This is a genomic window from Calidithermus roseus (genome assembly GCF_003574095.1).
Taxonomy (GTDB): Bacteria; Deinococcota; Deinococci; order Deinococcales; family Thermaceae; genus Calidithermus; species Calidithermus roseus.
Genome location: NZ_QWLA01000080.1, coordinates 1 through 15,668, shown reverse-complemented (window position 1 = coordinate 15,668; position 15,668 = coordinate 1). Strand labels below are relative to the sequence as shown.

12 protein-coding genes, 1 pseudogene and 1 riboswitch are annotated in these 15,668 nt (G+C 67.4%); of the genes and pseudogenes, 8 read left to right on the top strand and 5 right to left on the bottom strand.

Features of this window, described 5'->3' with window-relative positions; genetic code table 11:
* Positions 1-183 (top strand): annotated as a pseudogene (locus Mrose_RS15625) (uroporphyrinogen-III C-methyltransferase); the annotation flags it as partial.
* A gap of 20 nt (positions 184-203) precedes the next feature.
* The gene (locus tag Mrose_RS15620; RefSeq protein ID WP_275052667.1) at positions 204-1,889 is read left to right on the top strand and encodes an NADPH-dependent assimilatory sulfite reductase hemoprotein subunit; all 1,686 of its coding nucleotides are present in this window, start codon (positions 204-206) and stop codon (positions 1,887-1,889) included.
* A 6-nt stretch (positions 1,890-1,895) separates the two neighbouring features.
* Here the strand turns inward: Mrose_RS15620 and Mrose_RS15615 are convergent, their stop codons facing one another.
* The 3 genes from Mrose_RS15615 to Mrose_RS15605 form a co-directional block, all read right to left on the bottom strand.
* On the bottom strand, positions 1,896-3,161 hold the full coding sequence (locus tag Mrose_RS15615; RefSeq protein WP_119279832.1) for an O-acetylhomoserine aminocarboxypropyltransferase/cysteine synthase family protein: 1,266 nt from the start codon (positions 3,159-3,161) through the stop codon (positions 1,896-1,898).
* A gap of 47 nt (positions 3,162-3,208) precedes the next feature.
* Positions 3,209-3,360: riboswitch (SAM riboswitch) on the bottom strand.
* A gap of 153 nt (positions 3,361-3,513) precedes the next feature.
* A complete protein-coding gene (thrS, locus tag Mrose_RS15610; RefSeq protein WP_119279830.1) occupies positions 3,514-5,481 on the bottom strand; it encodes a threonine--tRNA ligase in 1,968 nt (655 codons plus the stop codon).
* Between the two features lie 193 nt (positions 5,482-5,674).
* A complete protein-coding gene (locus Mrose_RS15605; protein ID WP_119279822.1) occupies positions 5,675-6,826 on the bottom strand; it encodes an MFS transporter in 1,152 nt (383 codons plus the stop codon).
* Positions 6,827-6,869: 43 nt separating this feature from the next.
* Here Mrose_RS15605 and Mrose_RS15600 point away from each other — a divergent pair, with 43 nt between their 5' ends.
* From Mrose_RS15600 to Mrose_RS15580, 6 genes are all read left to right on the top strand, one after another.
* A complete protein-coding gene (locus Mrose_RS15600; protein ID WP_119279820.1) occupies positions 6,870-7,850 on the top strand; it encodes a hypothetical protein in 981 nt (326 codons plus the stop codon).
* Between the two features lie 111 nt (positions 7,851-7,961).
* Entirely contained in the window at positions 7,962-8,132 is a 171-nt protein-coding gene (locus Mrose_RS18995; protein ID WP_182482865.1) for a hypothetical protein, read from the top strand.
* Positions 8,133-8,215: 83 nt separating this feature from the next.
* Positions 8,216-9,508, top strand: coding sequence for a S41 family peptidase (locus Mrose_RS15595; protein ID WP_119279818.1), 1,293 nt, complete (start codon positions 8,216-8,218; stop codon positions 9,506-9,508).
* Between the two features lie 44 nt (positions 9,509-9,552).
* Positions 9,553-10,854 (top strand): S41 family peptidase, encoded by a 1,302-nt coding sequence (locus Mrose_RS15590; protein ID WP_119279816.1) that lies wholly within the window; start codon positions 9,553-9,555, stop codon positions 10,852-10,854.
* Positions 10,827-12,041 (top strand): glycosyltransferase family protein, encoded by a 1,215-nt coding sequence (locus Mrose_RS15585; RefSeq protein WP_119279814.1) that lies wholly within the window; start codon positions 10,827-10,829, stop codon positions 12,039-12,041. Before Mrose_RS15590 ends, Mrose_RS15585 begins: the two co-directional genes overlap by 28 nt.
* Before the next feature lie 74 nt (positions 12,042-12,115).
* Positions 12,116-13,318 carry an anion transporter gene (locus Mrose_RS15580; protein ID WP_220452350.1) on the top strand — a complete coding sequence of 401 codons (1,203 nt, stop codon included), beginning with the start codon at positions 12,116-12,118 and terminating at the stop codon, positions 13,316-13,318.
* A 34-nt stretch (positions 13,319-13,352) separates the two neighbouring features.
* Here the strand turns inward: Mrose_RS15580 and Mrose_RS15575 are convergent, their stop codons facing one another.
* On the bottom strand, positions 13,353-14,630 hold the full coding sequence (locus Mrose_RS15575) for a S41 family peptidase (RefSeq protein ID WP_119279812.1): 1,278 nt from the start codon (positions 14,628-14,630) through the stop codon (positions 13,353-13,355).
* 9 nt (positions 14,631-14,639) lie between these two features.
* Complete coding sequence (locus tag Mrose_RS15570; protein ID WP_119279826.1) at positions 14,640-15,665, bottom strand: ABC transporter ATP-binding protein; 1,026 nt, start codon at positions 15,663-15,665, stop codon at positions 14,640-14,642.
* Between the last annotated feature and the right edge of the window lie 3 nt (positions 15,666-15,668).

Here is a 15,668-nt window from a genome sequence, read left to right as displayed (position 1 = left end):
ATCGAAAAGGGCTCCACCCCCGAGGAGCGGGTGGTGATCGCCACGCTGGGGCAGGTGGTCCAAGGAGAGGTCGAGGTTCGATCCCCCGCCGTGTGGGTCATCGGGCAGGTCGTGCGCCTGAGGGAGCAGTTGAGGGCAATTGAACAGACCGCTGAACGGGTCGTTTCTGGAGCCTTGGGCTAGGCAGAAAAACGCACAAAGGAATCGCCATGTCAGAAGCAAAGCTGTCCAAAGTTGAGTACGTGAAAATCGCCAGCAACCGCCTGCGCGGGCCGGTAGACGCCGAACTGCACAACGGCACTGATCACTTCAGCGAAGAGGGCTACCAGATCCTCAAGTTTCACGGCATCTACCAGCAGGACGACCGCGACGTGCGTAAGGCCCGCAAGGCCCAGGGCTTGGGACCGGACTACTCCTTCATGATCCGGGTGGCGATTCCCGGCGGGGTGCTCACCCCCGAGCAATACCTTGCCCTCGACCGGCTGGCCGACGAGCTAGGCAACGCGACGCTGCGCATCACCACCCGCCAGGCTATCCAGTACCACGGGGTTCGCAAGGGCGGCCTCAAACCCCTGATGCAGGTGTTGAACCGCAACCTCCTGACCACGCTCTCGGCCTGCGGGGACGTGGTACGCAACATCGTGGCTTGCCCGGCGCCTTTTGCCGACCGCCAGCGCTCCGAGTTGATGCGCTACGCCAAAGAGCTCTCCGACCGGCTCAAGCCCAGGACCCGCGCCTACTACGAGATCTGGCTGGACGGGGAGCGAGCGGCGAGCCTGGAGGAAAGCGAGCCGCTGTACGGTGATACCTACCTGCCGCGCAAGTTCAAGATTGGCTTCGCCTTCCCCGGCGACAACTGCGTGGACGTCTATACCCAAGACATCGGGATCGTCCCGGTGGTGGGGGAGAGGGGGCTCGAGGGCTTCACCCTGCTGGTGGGCGGCGGGCTGGGCCAGAGCCACGGGGCTAAGGACACCCATCCGGTGCTGGCCAAACCCCTCACCACCGTTGGGCCCGAGCAGTTCTTCGAGGTCGTCGAGGCCATCGTCAAGGTGCAGCGCGACCACGGGCGACGCGACGACCGCAAGTTCAGCCGTATGAAGTACTTGGTCGAGGCCTGGGGCATTGAACGCTTCAAGGCCGAGGTCGAGCGCTACGTGGGTTACGCCCTGCCCGAAGCCCGCCCGCTCGAGTGGCTCTCGGGCGACGATCACCTGGGCTGGCATGAGCAGGGCGACGGCAAGCTATTCTTCGGACTCTTCGTGGAGAACGGGCGGGTCAAGGAAAACCTGCGCGCGGCGATTCGCGAGGTGGTGCAGCGCTTCGCTCCTGAGGTGCGCCTCACTGCCCAGCAGAACATCCTCTTCGTTGGCGTTGACCCCTCTGACCAGGCCGCTATCGAAGCCATCTTCCGCAACCATGGCGTCGCCCTTCCCGGCACCCTCCCGCTCGCCGTACAGAACGCCATGGCCTGCCCGGCACTGCCTACCTGCGGCTTGGCCATCACCGAGAGTGAGCGGGTGATGCCCGAGGTGATCCGCGAGTTCGACGCGCTGCTGGGGAGGCTCGAGCTGCACGACGGCCCCATCCCCCACGTCCGCATGACCGGCTGCCCCAACGGCTGTGCCCGGCCCTATAGCGCCGAGGTGGGGCTGGTGGGCCGCAGCCTGGGCTCCTACACCATCTACCTGGGCGGGAGCCCTTTGGGAACCCGGCTGGGGCAAGTCTACCTCGACAACGTCAAGCGGGAGGAAATTGTCAACAGGCTCGAGCCCCTCCTGGCCGCCTACAAGCATGAGCGACTCGAGGGCGAAGCCTTCGGGGACTACTGCGACCGCGTGGGCGTGGGGACGCTCAGGGAGCGCTTTGGCGACCTGGCCTCGGTTTAGGGGATCCTACCCCACTTCACCCACCACCCCCACCGCTGCCAGCGCCTCGGCCAGCCTAGCCTGGATGTCCTTGGGGCTCTCGAGGCCCACCGAGAAGCGGATCATCTCGGGCCTTACCCCGGCGGCCAGGCGGGCGGGCTCGGGGATGCGACCGTGGGTGGTGGTCCAGGGGTGGACCGCCAGCGTGCGCGCGTCGCCCACGTTGGGGGCCTGGATGATCTTGAGGTGGGCCAGGAAGCGGCTGGCCCCCTCGAGCCCGCCTCTCACGCCGAAGGTCAGGATGCTGCCGAAGCTGCCCCGCAGGTATTGCGCCGCGCGAGGGTGGGCCGGGTCGCCCTTCAAGCCGGGGTAGCGCACCCAGGCCACCTGGGGCTGCTCCTGCAGCCAGGAGGCGACCTCGAGGGCGCTCCTCGAGGCCCGCTCCACCCGCAGCTCGACCGTCTCGACCCCCTGGAACAGCAAATAGGCATTGAAGGGCGAGAGCACCATGCCCCCCAGCGACAGGCCCAGTTGCCGTACGCGCTCGAGGAAACATCGCGGGCCGGAGGCTTCCCACGGAATACGGCCCTGGGGGTCGGGGGTGGTGAACTGCGGGTAGTGTCGCCAGATATCGCTCGAGCGGGTCAACACTGCCCCGCCCAGGATCGAGCCGTGCCCGCTGGCCCACTTGGTCAGGCTGTGGGTGACGGCGTGGGCGCCGTGCTCGAGGGGCCGTGCCAGCGCACCCACGGCGCCGAAGGTGTTGTCCACGATCAGGGCCACGCCGTGCTCCTCGCACAGCCGCGCCAGGCCCGCCAGGTCAGGCAGCTCGAGCGAGGGGTTGCCCAGCACCTCGGTGAAGACCGCCCGGGTGCGCTCGTTCAGCACCGCCCGCACCGCCTCGACCTCGGGGGCGACGAAGTGCACCTTGATGCCCATCAGGCCGAAGACCTGGTTCAACAGCCCCACCGTGCCGCCGAAGAGCCCTGGGCTGGCGACGATCTCGTCCCCCGAGCGCACCAGGGCGAGCAATGCCGCGAAGCTGGCCGCCTGCCCTGAAGCCAGGCACACCGCCCCGATGGCCCCCTCCAGGGCGCTCAGGCGTTCTTCGAGCGCGGCCACGGTGGGGTTTTGCAGGCGGGTGTAGGTGTAGCCCTCGTTGGTCGCGAACTTGTGCGCGCCTTCCTCGAGGCTCTCGAAGCTGTAGGCTGCCGTCGCGTAGATGGGCAGCCCCACGGCGTTGTGGGGGTCGTCGGGTATTCCGCTGAGTACGGCCAGGGTTGAAAAGTCCACAAAAATCCCCTCCTCGGACGTTCTCCCGAAGAAGGGCTCGTGCCCTTCTTCTATCTTTCCCCGAGCCATGGCTGGGCCTAGCAATAGGGCTCGAGGCGGAGTTAGCACCAGACGTAGCCGCCTGCTCGGCGATGGGCGAGCGCGGCTACAGGTTGCCGCAGTGTCATCGGGCCGTTCCCTCGACTGCTCTGGATAGAAGAACGTGCTGGTTGTGGCCCTGAAGCTCAGGGTTAGCCCCGATGGTAGGGGTTGGGCGGGGCGGCGTCAAGACGGAAGCTTGGTTGGCGGTGCTTTGGTTTAGCGTTCGGCGTTTTGCGTACGACGTACGACCTACGACCTGCCCCCAGCGCCCTTACTTCCGCTCTTGAACCCGCTTGCGCATCTCGGCGATCAGATCGTCCAGTGGCAGCGTGCGCTGTTCCTTGACGTGGCGCTCGCGCAGGTTCACCGTGCCCGCTTGGGCTTCCTTGTCCCCCACCACCAGGATCAGGGGGATTTTCTGCAACTCGGCGTCGCGGATCTTGGCGTTCATGCGCTCGCTGCGGTCGTCGATCTCGACGCGCAGCTTGTTCTTGCGCATCTGGGCGGCGATCTGCTGGGCGTAGACCAGATGGCGGTCGGCGATGGGCACGATCACGGCCTGGATGGGGGAGAGCCACAGCGGGAAGTCTCCGGCGGTGTGCTCGAGGTAGAAGGCGAAGAAGCGGTCGAAGGAGCCCATGATGGCGCGGTGGATGATGACGGGGGTTTCCTTCTCGCCCTTCTCGTTGGTGAACTCGAGGCCGAAGCGCTTGGCGCTGATGAAGTCGAGCTGGTTGGTGGCGATGGACTCCTCCTTGCCCAGCACGGTGCGAAGCTGCACGTCGAGCTTGGGGCCGTAGAAGGTGGCCTCGCCGATGCCTTCGACATACTGCGCGCCGGTTTCCTCCAGCGCCGAGCGGATGGCGGTGATGGCCTCGTCCCAGTGGGGGCCGGGGTCGCCGAACTTCTCGGGGTTGTTCTCGAAATCGGGCAAGGAGAGGCGGAACCAGTAATCGCTGATGCCGAAGTCCTTGTAGACCTCGTCGAAAAGCTGGATCACCCGGATGAACTCCTCCTTGACCTGGGCCTTGGAGCAGTAGATGTGCGCGTCGTTCTGGGTGAAGCCGCGCACCCTGGCCAGCCCCGAGAGCGTGCCGGAGAGCTCGAAGCGGTAGACGGTACCGAACTCGGCCAGACGCAGGGGCAGGTCGCGGTAGCTCTTGAGCCGGGCCTTGTAGATCATGTGGTGGTGCGGGCAGTTCATGGGCTTGAGGTAGTACTCCTCGCCCTCGATTTCGATGGGAGCGTACATGTCGTCTTTGTAGTAGGGGAGGTGCCCGGAGGTGTAGTAGAGCTTGGAGTTGGCGATGTGGGGGGTGATGACGTAGTGGTAGCCGTGCTCTTGCTCCTTCTCGTACATGTACTGCTCGAGTTGCCGCCGGATGAAAGCCCCTTTGGGCAGCCACAGGGGCAGGCCCTTGCCCACCTCCTCGCTGATGGTGAAGAGGTCGAGCTCGGCCCCCAGCTTGCGGTGGTCGCGCTTCCTGGCCTCTTCCTGAGCCCAGAGGTAGTGCTCGAGTTCTTCCTTGGTGCGGAAGGCGATGCCGTAGATGCGCTGGAGCATGGGGCGCCTGGAGTCGCCCCGCCAGTAAGCCCCGGCCAGCGAAGTGAGCTTGAAGTGTGGCGGGATGCGGCCCGTGCTGGGGACGTGGGGCCCGCGGCAGAGGTCGGTGAAGCCATAGCGCTCGTCCCCCTGCTTGTAAAAGCTGATCTCCTCGCCCTGGGGAAGGTCCTGGATGAGCTCGGTCTTGTAGGGGTCAACCCCCTCGAAGCGCTTTAAGGCTTCTTCGCGCGGCAGGACGAAACGCTCCAGAGGCAGGTCGGCGGCCACGATCTGGCGCATCTTCTCCTCGATGATAGGCAGATCCTCCTCACGCAGCGGCGTGGGGGCGTCGATGTCGTAGTAGAAGCCGTTTTCAATCACCGGCCCGATGGCGAGCTTGACGTCTTCGGGCTTGAACCCCCGCTCGGTGTAGAGTTCGCGCACGGCCTGAGCCATCACGTGGGCCAGGGTGTGGCGGAAAAGCTGCTGGTACTCGGGGTCTTTTTCGGTGAGGATCTTGATCTTCGCGCCGCTGGCCCCCTCGGGCAAGGGCTTGAGCAGGTCGTAAAGCTCACCGTTGACGATGGCACCGATGGCGGCCTTGGCGAGCCCTGGCCCGATGGCCTGGGCCGCGTCTTTGGCCGTGGCGCCCTGGGGGAGCTCGAGCTGTTTTCCGTCGGGCAGTACTAGGTTCATCATTCCTCCGCTCAAAAAAATCCGGCTCGCATTCTACGCGAGCCGGGAGGACCTCCGAAACCTTAGCGGTCTAGGAGTCCTCCCGGCGTCGGGTAGTGGTGGCGAGACCGAACATCTTGCAGGTCAGTGTAGAGCGTCAAGGTGCCAGCGTCAACCGAACTCCTCCAACGGATTTACCTCCCTCGAGGGGTACTCAAACCCTCCCCTCGAGCTTGCGCCCCGCGTACAGCCCCCAGCCATAGCAGACCGTCGCCAGCAACAGCGGTGCGGCGTAGCCCAGCCGGTCGGCCAGGAGGCCCCCCAGGACGGGGGAGAAGGAGACGACGCCGACGACGGTGTTGGCCAGCCCGATGTAGGAGCTGCGGTTTTGGGGGTCGGCGGTGTTGAGCAAGTAGGTGGTGGTGCCCAGCCCCAGCGCGGCCAGGTAGGTGCCCTGGAGCACGAACACCAGGCCGAAGGCGCCGGGCGGGAGCAGCAGGGCCAGGACGGGGGTGACCATGCCCAGGCTGGCGCCGCTGAGGATAAGCAGCTTGGAGCCGTAGCGCTGCGACAGCCGCACCCACAGCAGGTTGGAGAGCACGCTGGCGAGGGTGTAGAGCGTGAGGTAGAGCCCGATCTCGCTGCTTTGGCCCAGTCCGCGCACGGCATAGGCGGCGTAGAAGGGCTCGGTCATGGAGGCCAGTGCGAACAGCACTCGCACGCGCAGGAAGCGGCGGAAGGCGAAGTCCTTGAGGGGGAGGCTCAGGCGGATGTGCTCGGGGGGGCGACCCTCGTCGGGGGGTTCGTGGCTGAGCCCGAAGAGGTACCAGCCGATGCCGAAGGAGAGGGTGCCCAGGGTGAAGAGGATGGCGTAGGGGATGGGGAAGGGCAATGACGTACCCAGCAGGTAGCGCACCAGCAGCCCGGCCAGGAAAGCCAGTATTCCCCCCACCAGGTTGCGCCCACCGAAGAGCGCGGCCCGGCGCTCCATGGGGATGGTCTTGGCCACGGTTTCCCAGAAGGGCAGCGAGGAAAAGCCCGTCACCAAGCCGTTGAGGGCCAGCCCGAGCACGAAGCACGCCAGCAGCAGGTCGGGGCGGTGACCCAGCACGAAGGAAGCCAGGGCAATAAAGGCCAGGCTCGAGACCCGCAGCACCGCCACCCGGCGGTAGAGCACCACCTTGACCGGCAGCCGGGCCACGTAGGGCGCGACAAAGACCTGAGGGATCATCGAACCTGCGCCCAGCAGGGCTGGGAGCAGCCCGATGACGCTGTTGGGTGCGCCCAGTTTGGCTGCGAAACTCGACAGCACGATGGAGGCGTTGAAAAAGGCGTCGCCCAGGAAGACGAACCACCCATTGAGCATCGCCAGACGGTAATTGCGGTCGCTGAAGTCTATGATACGCCAGATGTCGTCGCTGATCCTCGCCACGCTCGGTCCCTTTCACCTCTTGCATCCGCGCTACAACGCGGTGACGCTGCTGGAATTGGCCCAGGCCCACAGCCCTACCAAGATACTCCTGGCCTCCTACGGCCCGCGGGAACTCGCAACCGGCAGGTGGCGCGAGGCGGGCGAGCTTTCCCTCTTTCACCTGCTGCCCTGGGCCGAAGCCAAGGGCATTGCGCTCGAGGCCCTCGACACCCTCGAGCACCTCAAGGCCGAGGGCGAGCTCTTTCGCGAGGCCCTGGCTCAGTACCCCAAGGGCCAAGAACTGCTCGAGCAAGCCGCCGGACTCGAGGCCGCCCTCCAGGCCGTGCTGACCCAGCCCAAGACCCCCGCCGACTGGGCCAGCTTCGAGACCCTCCGGCCCCTGCGGGAATACCTCGAGGGCCTGGCCCGCCTGTTTGGGGAGGGTCCGGCCACCGGCCACCGGCGCCGGCGCATGGAGCAGGTGGCCGCCTGCCTCCAAAGCCTCCCCGAAGGGCGCTACGTGGTGCTGGCTGACGTGCTGGACTACGCGCTGCTGCTGGAGCTCATCCCCAACGCCCTCACCGCCAAAGAGCACCACCCCAGCGAGGCCGAGCGGCAGCGCAGCGTGCTGGACAGGGCCTGGCGGTTGGAGGAGGGGGACGACTGGGCCTTGCTGCTGGGTCAGCTTGGAGAGGTGGAGGGCCCCGAGGCTACCTACTGCGCCGCCCAGATTTACCTGGCCGCAGGGCGACTCGAGGATGCCTTCGCGCTGCTGGAACAACTCGTCCACAGCGATTTCCAACACCCGGCCTACCTGCCCGGCTACACCCTGGCCCGCTACGGCCAGCTAGCCGATGCCCTGGGCCAGCGGGAGAAGGCCCTGCGGGCCTACCAGGCCACCCTGGCCCTCTCTTGGGCACCCCAGGAAGCCCGCGAAATCGCCCTGGCAGGGCAGCGCACCCCCTTCAAGCTGGGCTGATCGAGAGATCAGGGCTTAGCTGAGCTTAACCCCGGCTCTAATTGAGGTAAGTAATCACAAAATCGCCGCCCCGCCTCTCCTAGTCTTGGCTGCAAGAGTTGGGAGGTGCACGTGCGGCGATGGATTTCGCGCTTGATTGCGCTGGTGGGCATTGGGCTGATCGTGGGGGGAGCTTACGCCATCTCCCTGGCCGACGGGCTGAGAGGGGCTTCGATGGCTGGCGGAGGGCTGGTGCTGTTGATTGGCGCGGCCAACGCCATGGCCTCGAGGCTGGGCGAGTAGCACGTGACCCGGCGGCTTAATACAGAGGGCATGGTGCGCCAGCTTCCGCGGAAGAACCCCGGCGGGTCAATACAATAAAGGCTATGCCCCGCCTGCTCGCTCTGGTGCTGGTGCTTGGCCTGGCCTTGGCTGGCCCGGCCCAACAGCTTTTCGAGCAGGCTTCCGGGCTGCTCAATACCGTCTACTACGGGGTTTCCCCCCTCAGGCCAGCCGACTTGACCCAGAAGTACCGGCTGCGCCTGGAGGAGGCTTGCAGGGATCAGGCCGAGTGCGCTTACGAGACCGGGGTGGAGGTGCTGCTCGAGCTGCTGCGCGAGCTAGGCGACCGGCACACCAACTACTACTCGCCCGAGCGCTACAGGGAGTTCCAGGCCACCCTGAGCGGAGGGACCAGCGACAGGCCGCGCCTGGGGGTGCTGCTGGGCTACCTCGAGGCCTACGAGGGTGTGATCGTGCTCGACGTGTACAGCGGCAGCCCCGCCGAGCAGGCCGGGTTGCAGCGGGGAGATCGCATCGTGGCCCTTGACGGCCAGCCCTTTCCCCAGGAGGCCGCTCGCCGGGTGCCCTTCCTCAACGAGGCCACCGCTTCCGGCCAGCCCCTGCGGCTGAGCGTGCTGCGGCGCAATCAGCCGCTGGAGCTGTCGGTGCAGCCGGCCCGCATCAGCCTGCAGCGCCTGCCCAGCCTCACCCTGCGGGAAAGCGGCGTGGCGGTGCTGCGCATCCCCAGTTTTCTGGGCTCGCAGGTGATCGGCACGCGGGTTCACGAACTGGTGCGCCAGGCCCAGGCGGCGGGAGCGAGGGCCATGATCGTGGATCTGCGGGGTAACGGCGGGGGGCTGGTGAGCGAGTGCCTGGCCGCTGCTGCTGCCTTCACCGGCGAGACTTACCGCCGACTGCAACGAGCCATCGGATTTGTCGAGTACGGCTTTCAGGGTGGCCAGGTCTTCGTGGGCACCGCGATGCAGCGCAGTGTGTTCTATACCCTCGAGCCCGCCCGCTGGAACGGCTCGGCGGTGGTGCTGGTCAACAAGAGCACCGGCTCGTGCGCCGAGTACTTCGCCTTCGACCTGCAAGACGCGGGATACCCGGTGATCGGGGAGGTCACCGCCGGGGTGGGCAACACCGTGACCGGCTTTTACAACCTCGTCAACGGGGGGGCCTTGCAGATCACCACCACCCAGGTCGTGCGCCGTGATGGCCGGCCCTACGCCGAGGCGGTGACCCCTGACCAGCCCCTCTCCGACGACCTGGAAGCGCTGATCAGGGGGCGGGACGTGCTGCTGGAGGCCGGCCTAGAGCGGCTGGGAGCCGTGATGACCGAGCCGCCTTTCCCCCAACCCTCCCAGCCCGGTCGGCTTGAGATCCTGGCAAGGTGAGGCCGGTCCTCGCGCGGGAGGAGGGCCTGGGCTAGAGTCAACCCATGCCCGCGATCAGGATCTGGCTGTGGTTGCTGCTTTGGGCGCTTTCGGTGGCCTGGGCCAGCCCGGCGCAGCAACTCTTCGACCAGGCCATGAATCTACTAGTCACCCACTACGCCGGGGTTTCAGCCAAGGCGCCCGCGGCGCTGCAGGCGAAGTATCAGGCCCGCCTGACGGAGCTGTGCCAGGGCCAGGCTGAGTGCCCCTATGAGCAGGCCGTCGTCGTGCTGGGCGAGCTGGTGGACGAACTCGACGACGGCCACACCCGCTACCTCTCGCCCGAGCGCCTGCGCGAGGTGCAGCGCGTGTTTCGGGGAGAAGAAAGTGAGAAGCCCGGCCTTGGGGTCATCCTGCGGGTGGTGGAGGGTCTGGAGGGCTTGCTGGTGCTCGAGACCTTCGAACAGAGCCCCGCCGAGCAGGCCGGTCTGCGCCGGGGGGACCGGATCGTGGGGGTCAACGGGCAGACCTTGCCCGCCGAGGCGGCGCAGCGGGTGCCCTTCCTCGAGGCGCAGGTCGGCCAGGGAAAGCTGCTGCTGGAGGTGCTGCGGGGTGGGGGGCGGCTGGAGGTGTCGCTCGAGCCCCGGCGCTTCTCGTTGCGCCAGCTTCCCTCCCTCACCTTACGGGAGGACGGGGTGGCGCTCCTGCGGATCCCTTCTTTCGCCACGCCGGACACCGGGAGGCGGGTCCACGCCCTCGTGCGCACCGCCACCGAGCGGGGAGCGAGGGCGATGGTCATCGACGTGCGCGACAACTCAGGGGGTTCGGCGCAGGAGTGCGGGAGCGCGGCGGCGGCCTTCGTGGGCGAAGTCCAACGTCGCTTCCAGGGCGTTCAGGGGATGACCGAGTGGAGTTTTCGGGGTGGGGTGTGGTACTCGAGGGGAGGCGGGCGGGAGCAGGCCCGGTTCCTCTTCGAGCCCGCCCGTTGGAGGGGTCCGGTGGTGGTGCTGGCCAACAGCCGCAGCGCCTCGTGCGCCGAGTACTTCGCCTTCGACCTGCAAGACGCCGGGATCACCGTCATGGGCGAGCCCACACGGGGAGTCGCCAACACCACGACCAGTTTCTTCCCCCTGCTCAACGGAGGTGGGCTGCAAATCTCGGTCAGCCGGGCCCTGCGCCCCGACGGCACCCTCTACCCCAGCCGCCTCACCCCCAATATCCTCCAGCCCGACGACCTCAAAGCCCTGGCCGAGGGTCGGGACGTGCTGCTCGAGCGGGCCCTGGAATGGTTGCGGGTGCCTGCTGGGGCATGGGCGAAGAGCGCGATACAATCTGCCCGATGGCGCTGGACGAGATCCTTCTGCTGACCAATGGCCCCGGCGAACTCTCGACCTGGGTGCCCCCGGTGTTGCGGCGGTTGCGCGAGCGGGTGCCGGAGGCCCGCATCGAGTTGTTCCTCATCCGCGACCAGTTCGCTACCGGCACCGAGGAGACCAAGGCCCGGCAGTTGCCGCTCGACGCCATCTCGGGCCGCACGGAGTTTCTGGCCCGGCTGGCCCGGCGCAAAGGTGCGGGCCGGGGCGTGGTGTTGATGTTGGGCGGAGCCCCCCGCGACGCGGTGCTGCTGGGGCGGGCTACTGGCTACCCTGCTTACGCCTACAGCTTCAACGGGCGGGCCTGGCAGCGGGGCCTGAAGGCCTATTTGCTCGACTCCGAGCGCAGCGTGCAGCAGGCGCTAGCCCGTGGCGCGCGGCCTGAGCAGGTGCAGGCGGTGGGCAACCTGGTCGTCGATGCCCTCGAGGACGCCCTGCGCTCGGGGGTGAACTGGCCCCAGGCTGATGTGCTGCTGTTTCCCAGCAGCCGTCCCTTCGCGGTGAAGTACATGCTGGGCTTCATGCTGGCCGCTGCCGAGCACATCGCCGCCGCCCAGCCCCACTTGCGCTTCGCCTGGGTCAAAAGCCGCCTGTTGACGCGGCGCTCCATCGAGGAGGGGCTCTCGGCTCGGCTGGTGCGCGAGTTCGGTGGGGTGGGCGGCAGCTTGCAGGGCGACCGGGTGGTGAGCGAGGGGGGCCTCGAGGTGGCCGTGCTCGACGAGGAGTTGCGCTACGGGGCGATGCGCCAGGCCAAGCTGGCCCTGACCATCCCCGGCACCAGTACGCTCGAGATGGGCTTTCTGGGCCTCCCGGCGGTGGTCCTGCTGCCCCTGCACAAGCCCGAGGCCATCCCCGTGCCCATCGAGGGCCTACTGCACTGGATCGGGCTGCTGCCCGGCGGAAAGTGGCTGCGGCACGAGATCGTGCGGCGGCTCGAGGCCCGCATCCCCCACCTGGCCCTGCCCAACCAGTACCTCGGCGAACGGCTCTACCCCGAACTGCGCGGCATCTTCAGCCCCCAGGACGTGGCCCGCACCGCGCTCGAGGTGCTGCGACCTGATGTCCAGTCCCGTATCCGTCAGCGCCTGAGGGAACTCGAGGCCAGGCCCGGCGCCGACGCGCTGGTGGAGGTGGTTCTGTCGGTCATTGGCCAGCCATCCGCCCTCGGTGAAAAGCGATGAGCCAGAACGCCCCCAGCCGAACCCCTCCGCGCTATTGAGAGCCAGCCATTCACGCTATGCTTTCCCCCAGCCCTATGGACACCGTGCTGCTCTGGCTGGCCTACGTGTCTCTTTTCCTGACGTACCTGGGCCTGGGGCTGGGCTACCTGCCCGGCTACCGCATGAACCGGGCGGCCATCGCCCTCACCGGGGCGGCCTTGCTGATGGTGCTGGGGGTGCTCGACCTCGAGTCGGCCTGGAAGGCCCTCGACCCCAACACCCTGGCCTTTTTGTTCGGGGTGATGGTGCTCAACGCCCACTTGGGCTATGCAGGCTTCTTCCAGTTGGTGCTGGGCCGCTTAGTACACCTGGCCCGCACCCCGCTGGGCCTGCTGGTGTGGCTGACCTTCGCCACCGGCGTGCTCTCGGCGCTTTTCCTCAACGACACCATCGCCATTTTGCTCACGCCGCTGGTGCTCGAGATGACCCGGCGACTGCGGCTCCCCGCCGTGCCTTACCTGCTGGCTTTGGCCGGAGCCACCAACCTGGGTTCGGTCGCCACCCTCACCGGCAACCCGCAGAACATCCTGGTGGGCTCGTTCTCCGGGATTTCTTACCTCGACTTCGCGAGCGCGCTGGCCCCGGTGGCCCTGGTGGGGCTGCTGCTCCAGGTGGGCCTGCTCTGCGCGCTCTACCCCGAGTTGCGCTCGACGAAGCCCCTGCCCCCCCTACCCGAGATGCGCTTTCGCTTGAACCGGGGGCTGTTGTTCAAGGGCGTGTGGGTGACGCTGGCCCTGCTGACGGCTTTCCTGCTCGATTACCCGCTGGCCCAGGCCGCGCTCGTGGCCGCCGGAATCCTGCTGTGGAGCCGCCGACTGCGTTCGGAGCGCTTTTTCCTGCGGGTGGACTGGGAGTTGCTGGTGATGTTCTCGGGACTGTTCATGGTCACCGAGGCGGTGAAGCTGCTGGGGCTGCTGGCGCCCCTGCAACCCCTGGCCGCTTCGCCCTGGGGCCTGCTGTGGGTCACGGCGGGGCTTTCCAACCTGATCTCCAACGTGCCCGCCGTGCTGCTGCTCCACCCCCTGATCCCGCCGGGCGACACCCAGGGCTGGCTGCTGCTGGCCGCCGCCTCGACCCTGGCCGGAAACCTGACCCTGCTGGGTTCGGTGGCCAACCTGATCGTGGCTGAGGCCGCCCGGCGCGAGGGACAGCGCCTGAGCTTCCTCGAGCACCTGCGCTTTGGCCTGCCCATCACGCTGCTGACGCTGGGGGTGGCGTACTTCTGGATCTACCGGTGAGGGCCTTCAACAGGCCCAACCCACCGGACACCCTTCACTTCAACCGCTCGAGCGCGGCTTTGATGTAAGGGTCGTCGGCTTCGGTGAACTCGAGCCAGTCCTGCTGCAGCAGGACGCCTGGGGTCAGTTGCTCCTCTTCCATGGGCTTCTCGCCGGGCAGCACGAAGCGGCCCTGGGCGATGAAGAACACCGAGCCGTCGGGCAGTTCGTGGCCCTGGTAGTAGCGGTTGCCGCCCCCCGTCTTTTCGCCGATCAGCGTGGTGTTGGGGCGCATTTGCAGGACGGCGGCGCTCATGTTGGCCGAACCGGTGGTGCCCCGGTCTACCAGCACCACCAGCGGGAGCTGGCTCAGGTCAGGTTTGCGGGCGGGGATGTTGCGTCGCTCGTAGAACTCCGGTCCCTCGAAGCCGTACTTGACCCCGCTGATGAAGTGGCCCAGCAGGTAGCGCATGGTGCGCATTCCCGAGCCACCCGTGCCCCGCAGGTCGAGGATCAGGCCCTTGAGAGGGGTGCCCGCAGTCAGCTCGGTGAGGGCTTTTTCCACTGCCGCCGGTATCTGCTCTCCGCCTAGCTCGCTGACCCACAAGTAACCCACCGCGGGGTCGGCCTCGAGGCGCTTGGCCTCGATGATGGTGGGGGGGTAGTTGACCTGGGCCCGCTGCACCACCACGTCACGCGGGGGCTGACCGGGCGATTTGATGCTGAGGGTGATGGTGGTGCCCTCGGGGCCGCGGATGCGGTCGGTGGAGGGGCAGTTGCGGCCGTTGACGGCCAGGATGCGGTCGCGGGCCTTGATCCCGGCGCGGGCGGCGGGGCTGCCGGGCAGGACCCAGCGCACCGTGAGCCCTTCGCGGGATCCGGAGGAGGAGATCAGGGTGCCGATGCCTCCCTGCCCGGAGCGCGCCTGCGAGAGCCTGGACTGGGCCTCCAACTGCGTCGCGCTGAGGAACACCCCGTCGAGTTCGCCCACCAGGCCGCGTAGGGCATCGTAGTAAGCCCGCTCGCTCCTGGCCTGGAGAGCCTGGGCCTTGTACTGGGCGCTGACCTTCTCCCAGTCCTTGCCCTCGAAGCCCTGGTCGAGGTAGTAGAACCAGATCTTCGCCAGCAGTAAGTCCAGCACGCCGGCGCGGTCTTCGGCTTGTTGCAGCGTCTGGGGGAAGCCGGTGGTGCTCTCGGCGCTCACCCCGGAGTTGTCGATGGAGCCGCAGGGGGGGTCCTGGGCAGGGGGCTGAGCCTGACCTGCGGGGTCGTGGTTCTGCCCCAGCCCGAAGGCCGTCGCCAAGAGTGCTACGAGCACCAGCAATCGCTTCATGATTCCCCCTTACTCCCCTTGTCTTGCATTATCCGTCGCTTGGGCGGGGAAAAGATGACACGCCACCCAATGCCCGGGGGCGACCTGCTCCAGTTCGGGCCGCACGTGCTCGCACCGCCCCCGGATGACCAGGGGACAGCGCGGGTGAAAGGCGCAGCCGGAGGGCACTCGTGCCGGGTTGGGCGGCTCGCCCTGCACCACGTTGCGTCGCTCGAGCCGGTTTTTGGGGTCGGGTTCGGGGACGGCCTCGAGCAGCGCCTTCGTATAGGGGTGGTAGGGCCGGTCGATCAGCTCCACTGCCGTTGCCACCTCGACGATGCGGCCCAGGTACAGCACCGCGATGCGGTCGGCGAAGTGGCGGCTGGAGGCCAGGTCGTGGGTGATGTAGAGAAAGCTCAGGCCCCGCTCGAGCTGGATCTCCTTGAGCAGGTAGAGGATCTCGGCGCGGGAGGAGGCGTCGATCATGGAGACCGGTTCGTCGGCCACGACGTACTCGGGAGAGAGCACCAGGGTGCGGGCGATGCCCACGCGCTGCCGCTGCCCGCCCGAGAGCTGATGGGGAAACTTGGAGGCGAACTCGGCGGCGGGGGAGAGGCGTACCTGGGCGAGGGCCTCGAGCACCTTCGCCTCGCGCTGCCGCACGCTGAAGCCCCCGTGTACCAGCAGCGGCTCTTCCACGATCTGGCGCACGCTCATGTAGGGGCTGAGGGCGGCGTAGGGGTCCTGGAAGATGGCCTGGGCGTGGCGGCGGAAGGCCTTGAGGCCCTTCTCGGGCAGCCGCGCGATGTCCTGGCCGTCGAAAAGGATCTGCCCCGAGGTCGGGCGGAGCAGCCGCAGCGTGGCCCGGCCCAGCGTGGTCTTGCCGCTGCCCGACTCGCCCACTACGGCCAGGGTCTCGCCCCTGGCGAGCTCGAGGCTCACCCCGTCGAGGGCCCTGATGAGGGTCGAGCCGAAGAAGCCGCTGCGGGCGCGGAAGTGCACCTTGAGGTCGCGCACGCTCAGGATGGGCTGGGTAGAGGGGGGGCTGGGGCGCAGGGG

What these genes read in the sequence shown, in the direction of transcription:
- thrS (WP_119279830.1), bottom strand. Translation starts at nt 5,481, where the DNA reads ATGAACCTAGTACTGCCCGACGGAAAACAGCTCGAGCTCCCCCAGGGC.
- Mrose_RS15605 (WP_119279822.1), bottom strand. Translation starts at nt 6,826, where the DNA reads ATGCTCAATGGGTGGTTCGTCTTCCTGGGCGACGCCTTTTTCAACGCC.
- Mrose_RS15600 (WP_119279820.1), top strand. Translation starts at nt 6,870, where the DNA reads ATGTCGTCGCTGATCCTCGCCACGCTCGGTCCCTTTCACCTCTTGCAT.
- Mrose_RS15595 (WP_119279818.1), top strand. Translation starts at nt 8,216, where the DNA reads ATGCCCCGCCTGCTCGCTCTGGTGCTGGTGCTTGGCCTGGCCTTGGCT.
- Mrose_RS15590 (WP_119279816.1), top strand. Translation starts at nt 9,553, where the DNA reads ATGCCCGCGATCAGGATCTGGCTGTGGTTGCTGCTTTGGGCGCTTTCG.
- Mrose_RS15585 (WP_119279814.1), top strand. Translation starts at nt 10,827, where the DNA reads ATGGCGCTGGACGAGATCCTTCTGCTGACCAATGGCCCCGGCGAACTC.
- Mrose_RS15580 (WP_220452350.1), top strand. Translation starts at nt 12,116, where the DNA reads ATGGACACCGTGCTGCTCTGGCTGGCCTACGTGTCTCTTTTCCTGACG.
- Mrose_RS15575 (WP_119279812.1), bottom strand. Translation starts at nt 14,630, where the DNA reads ATGAAGCGATTGCTGGTGCTCGTAGCACTCTTGGCGACGGCCTTCGGG.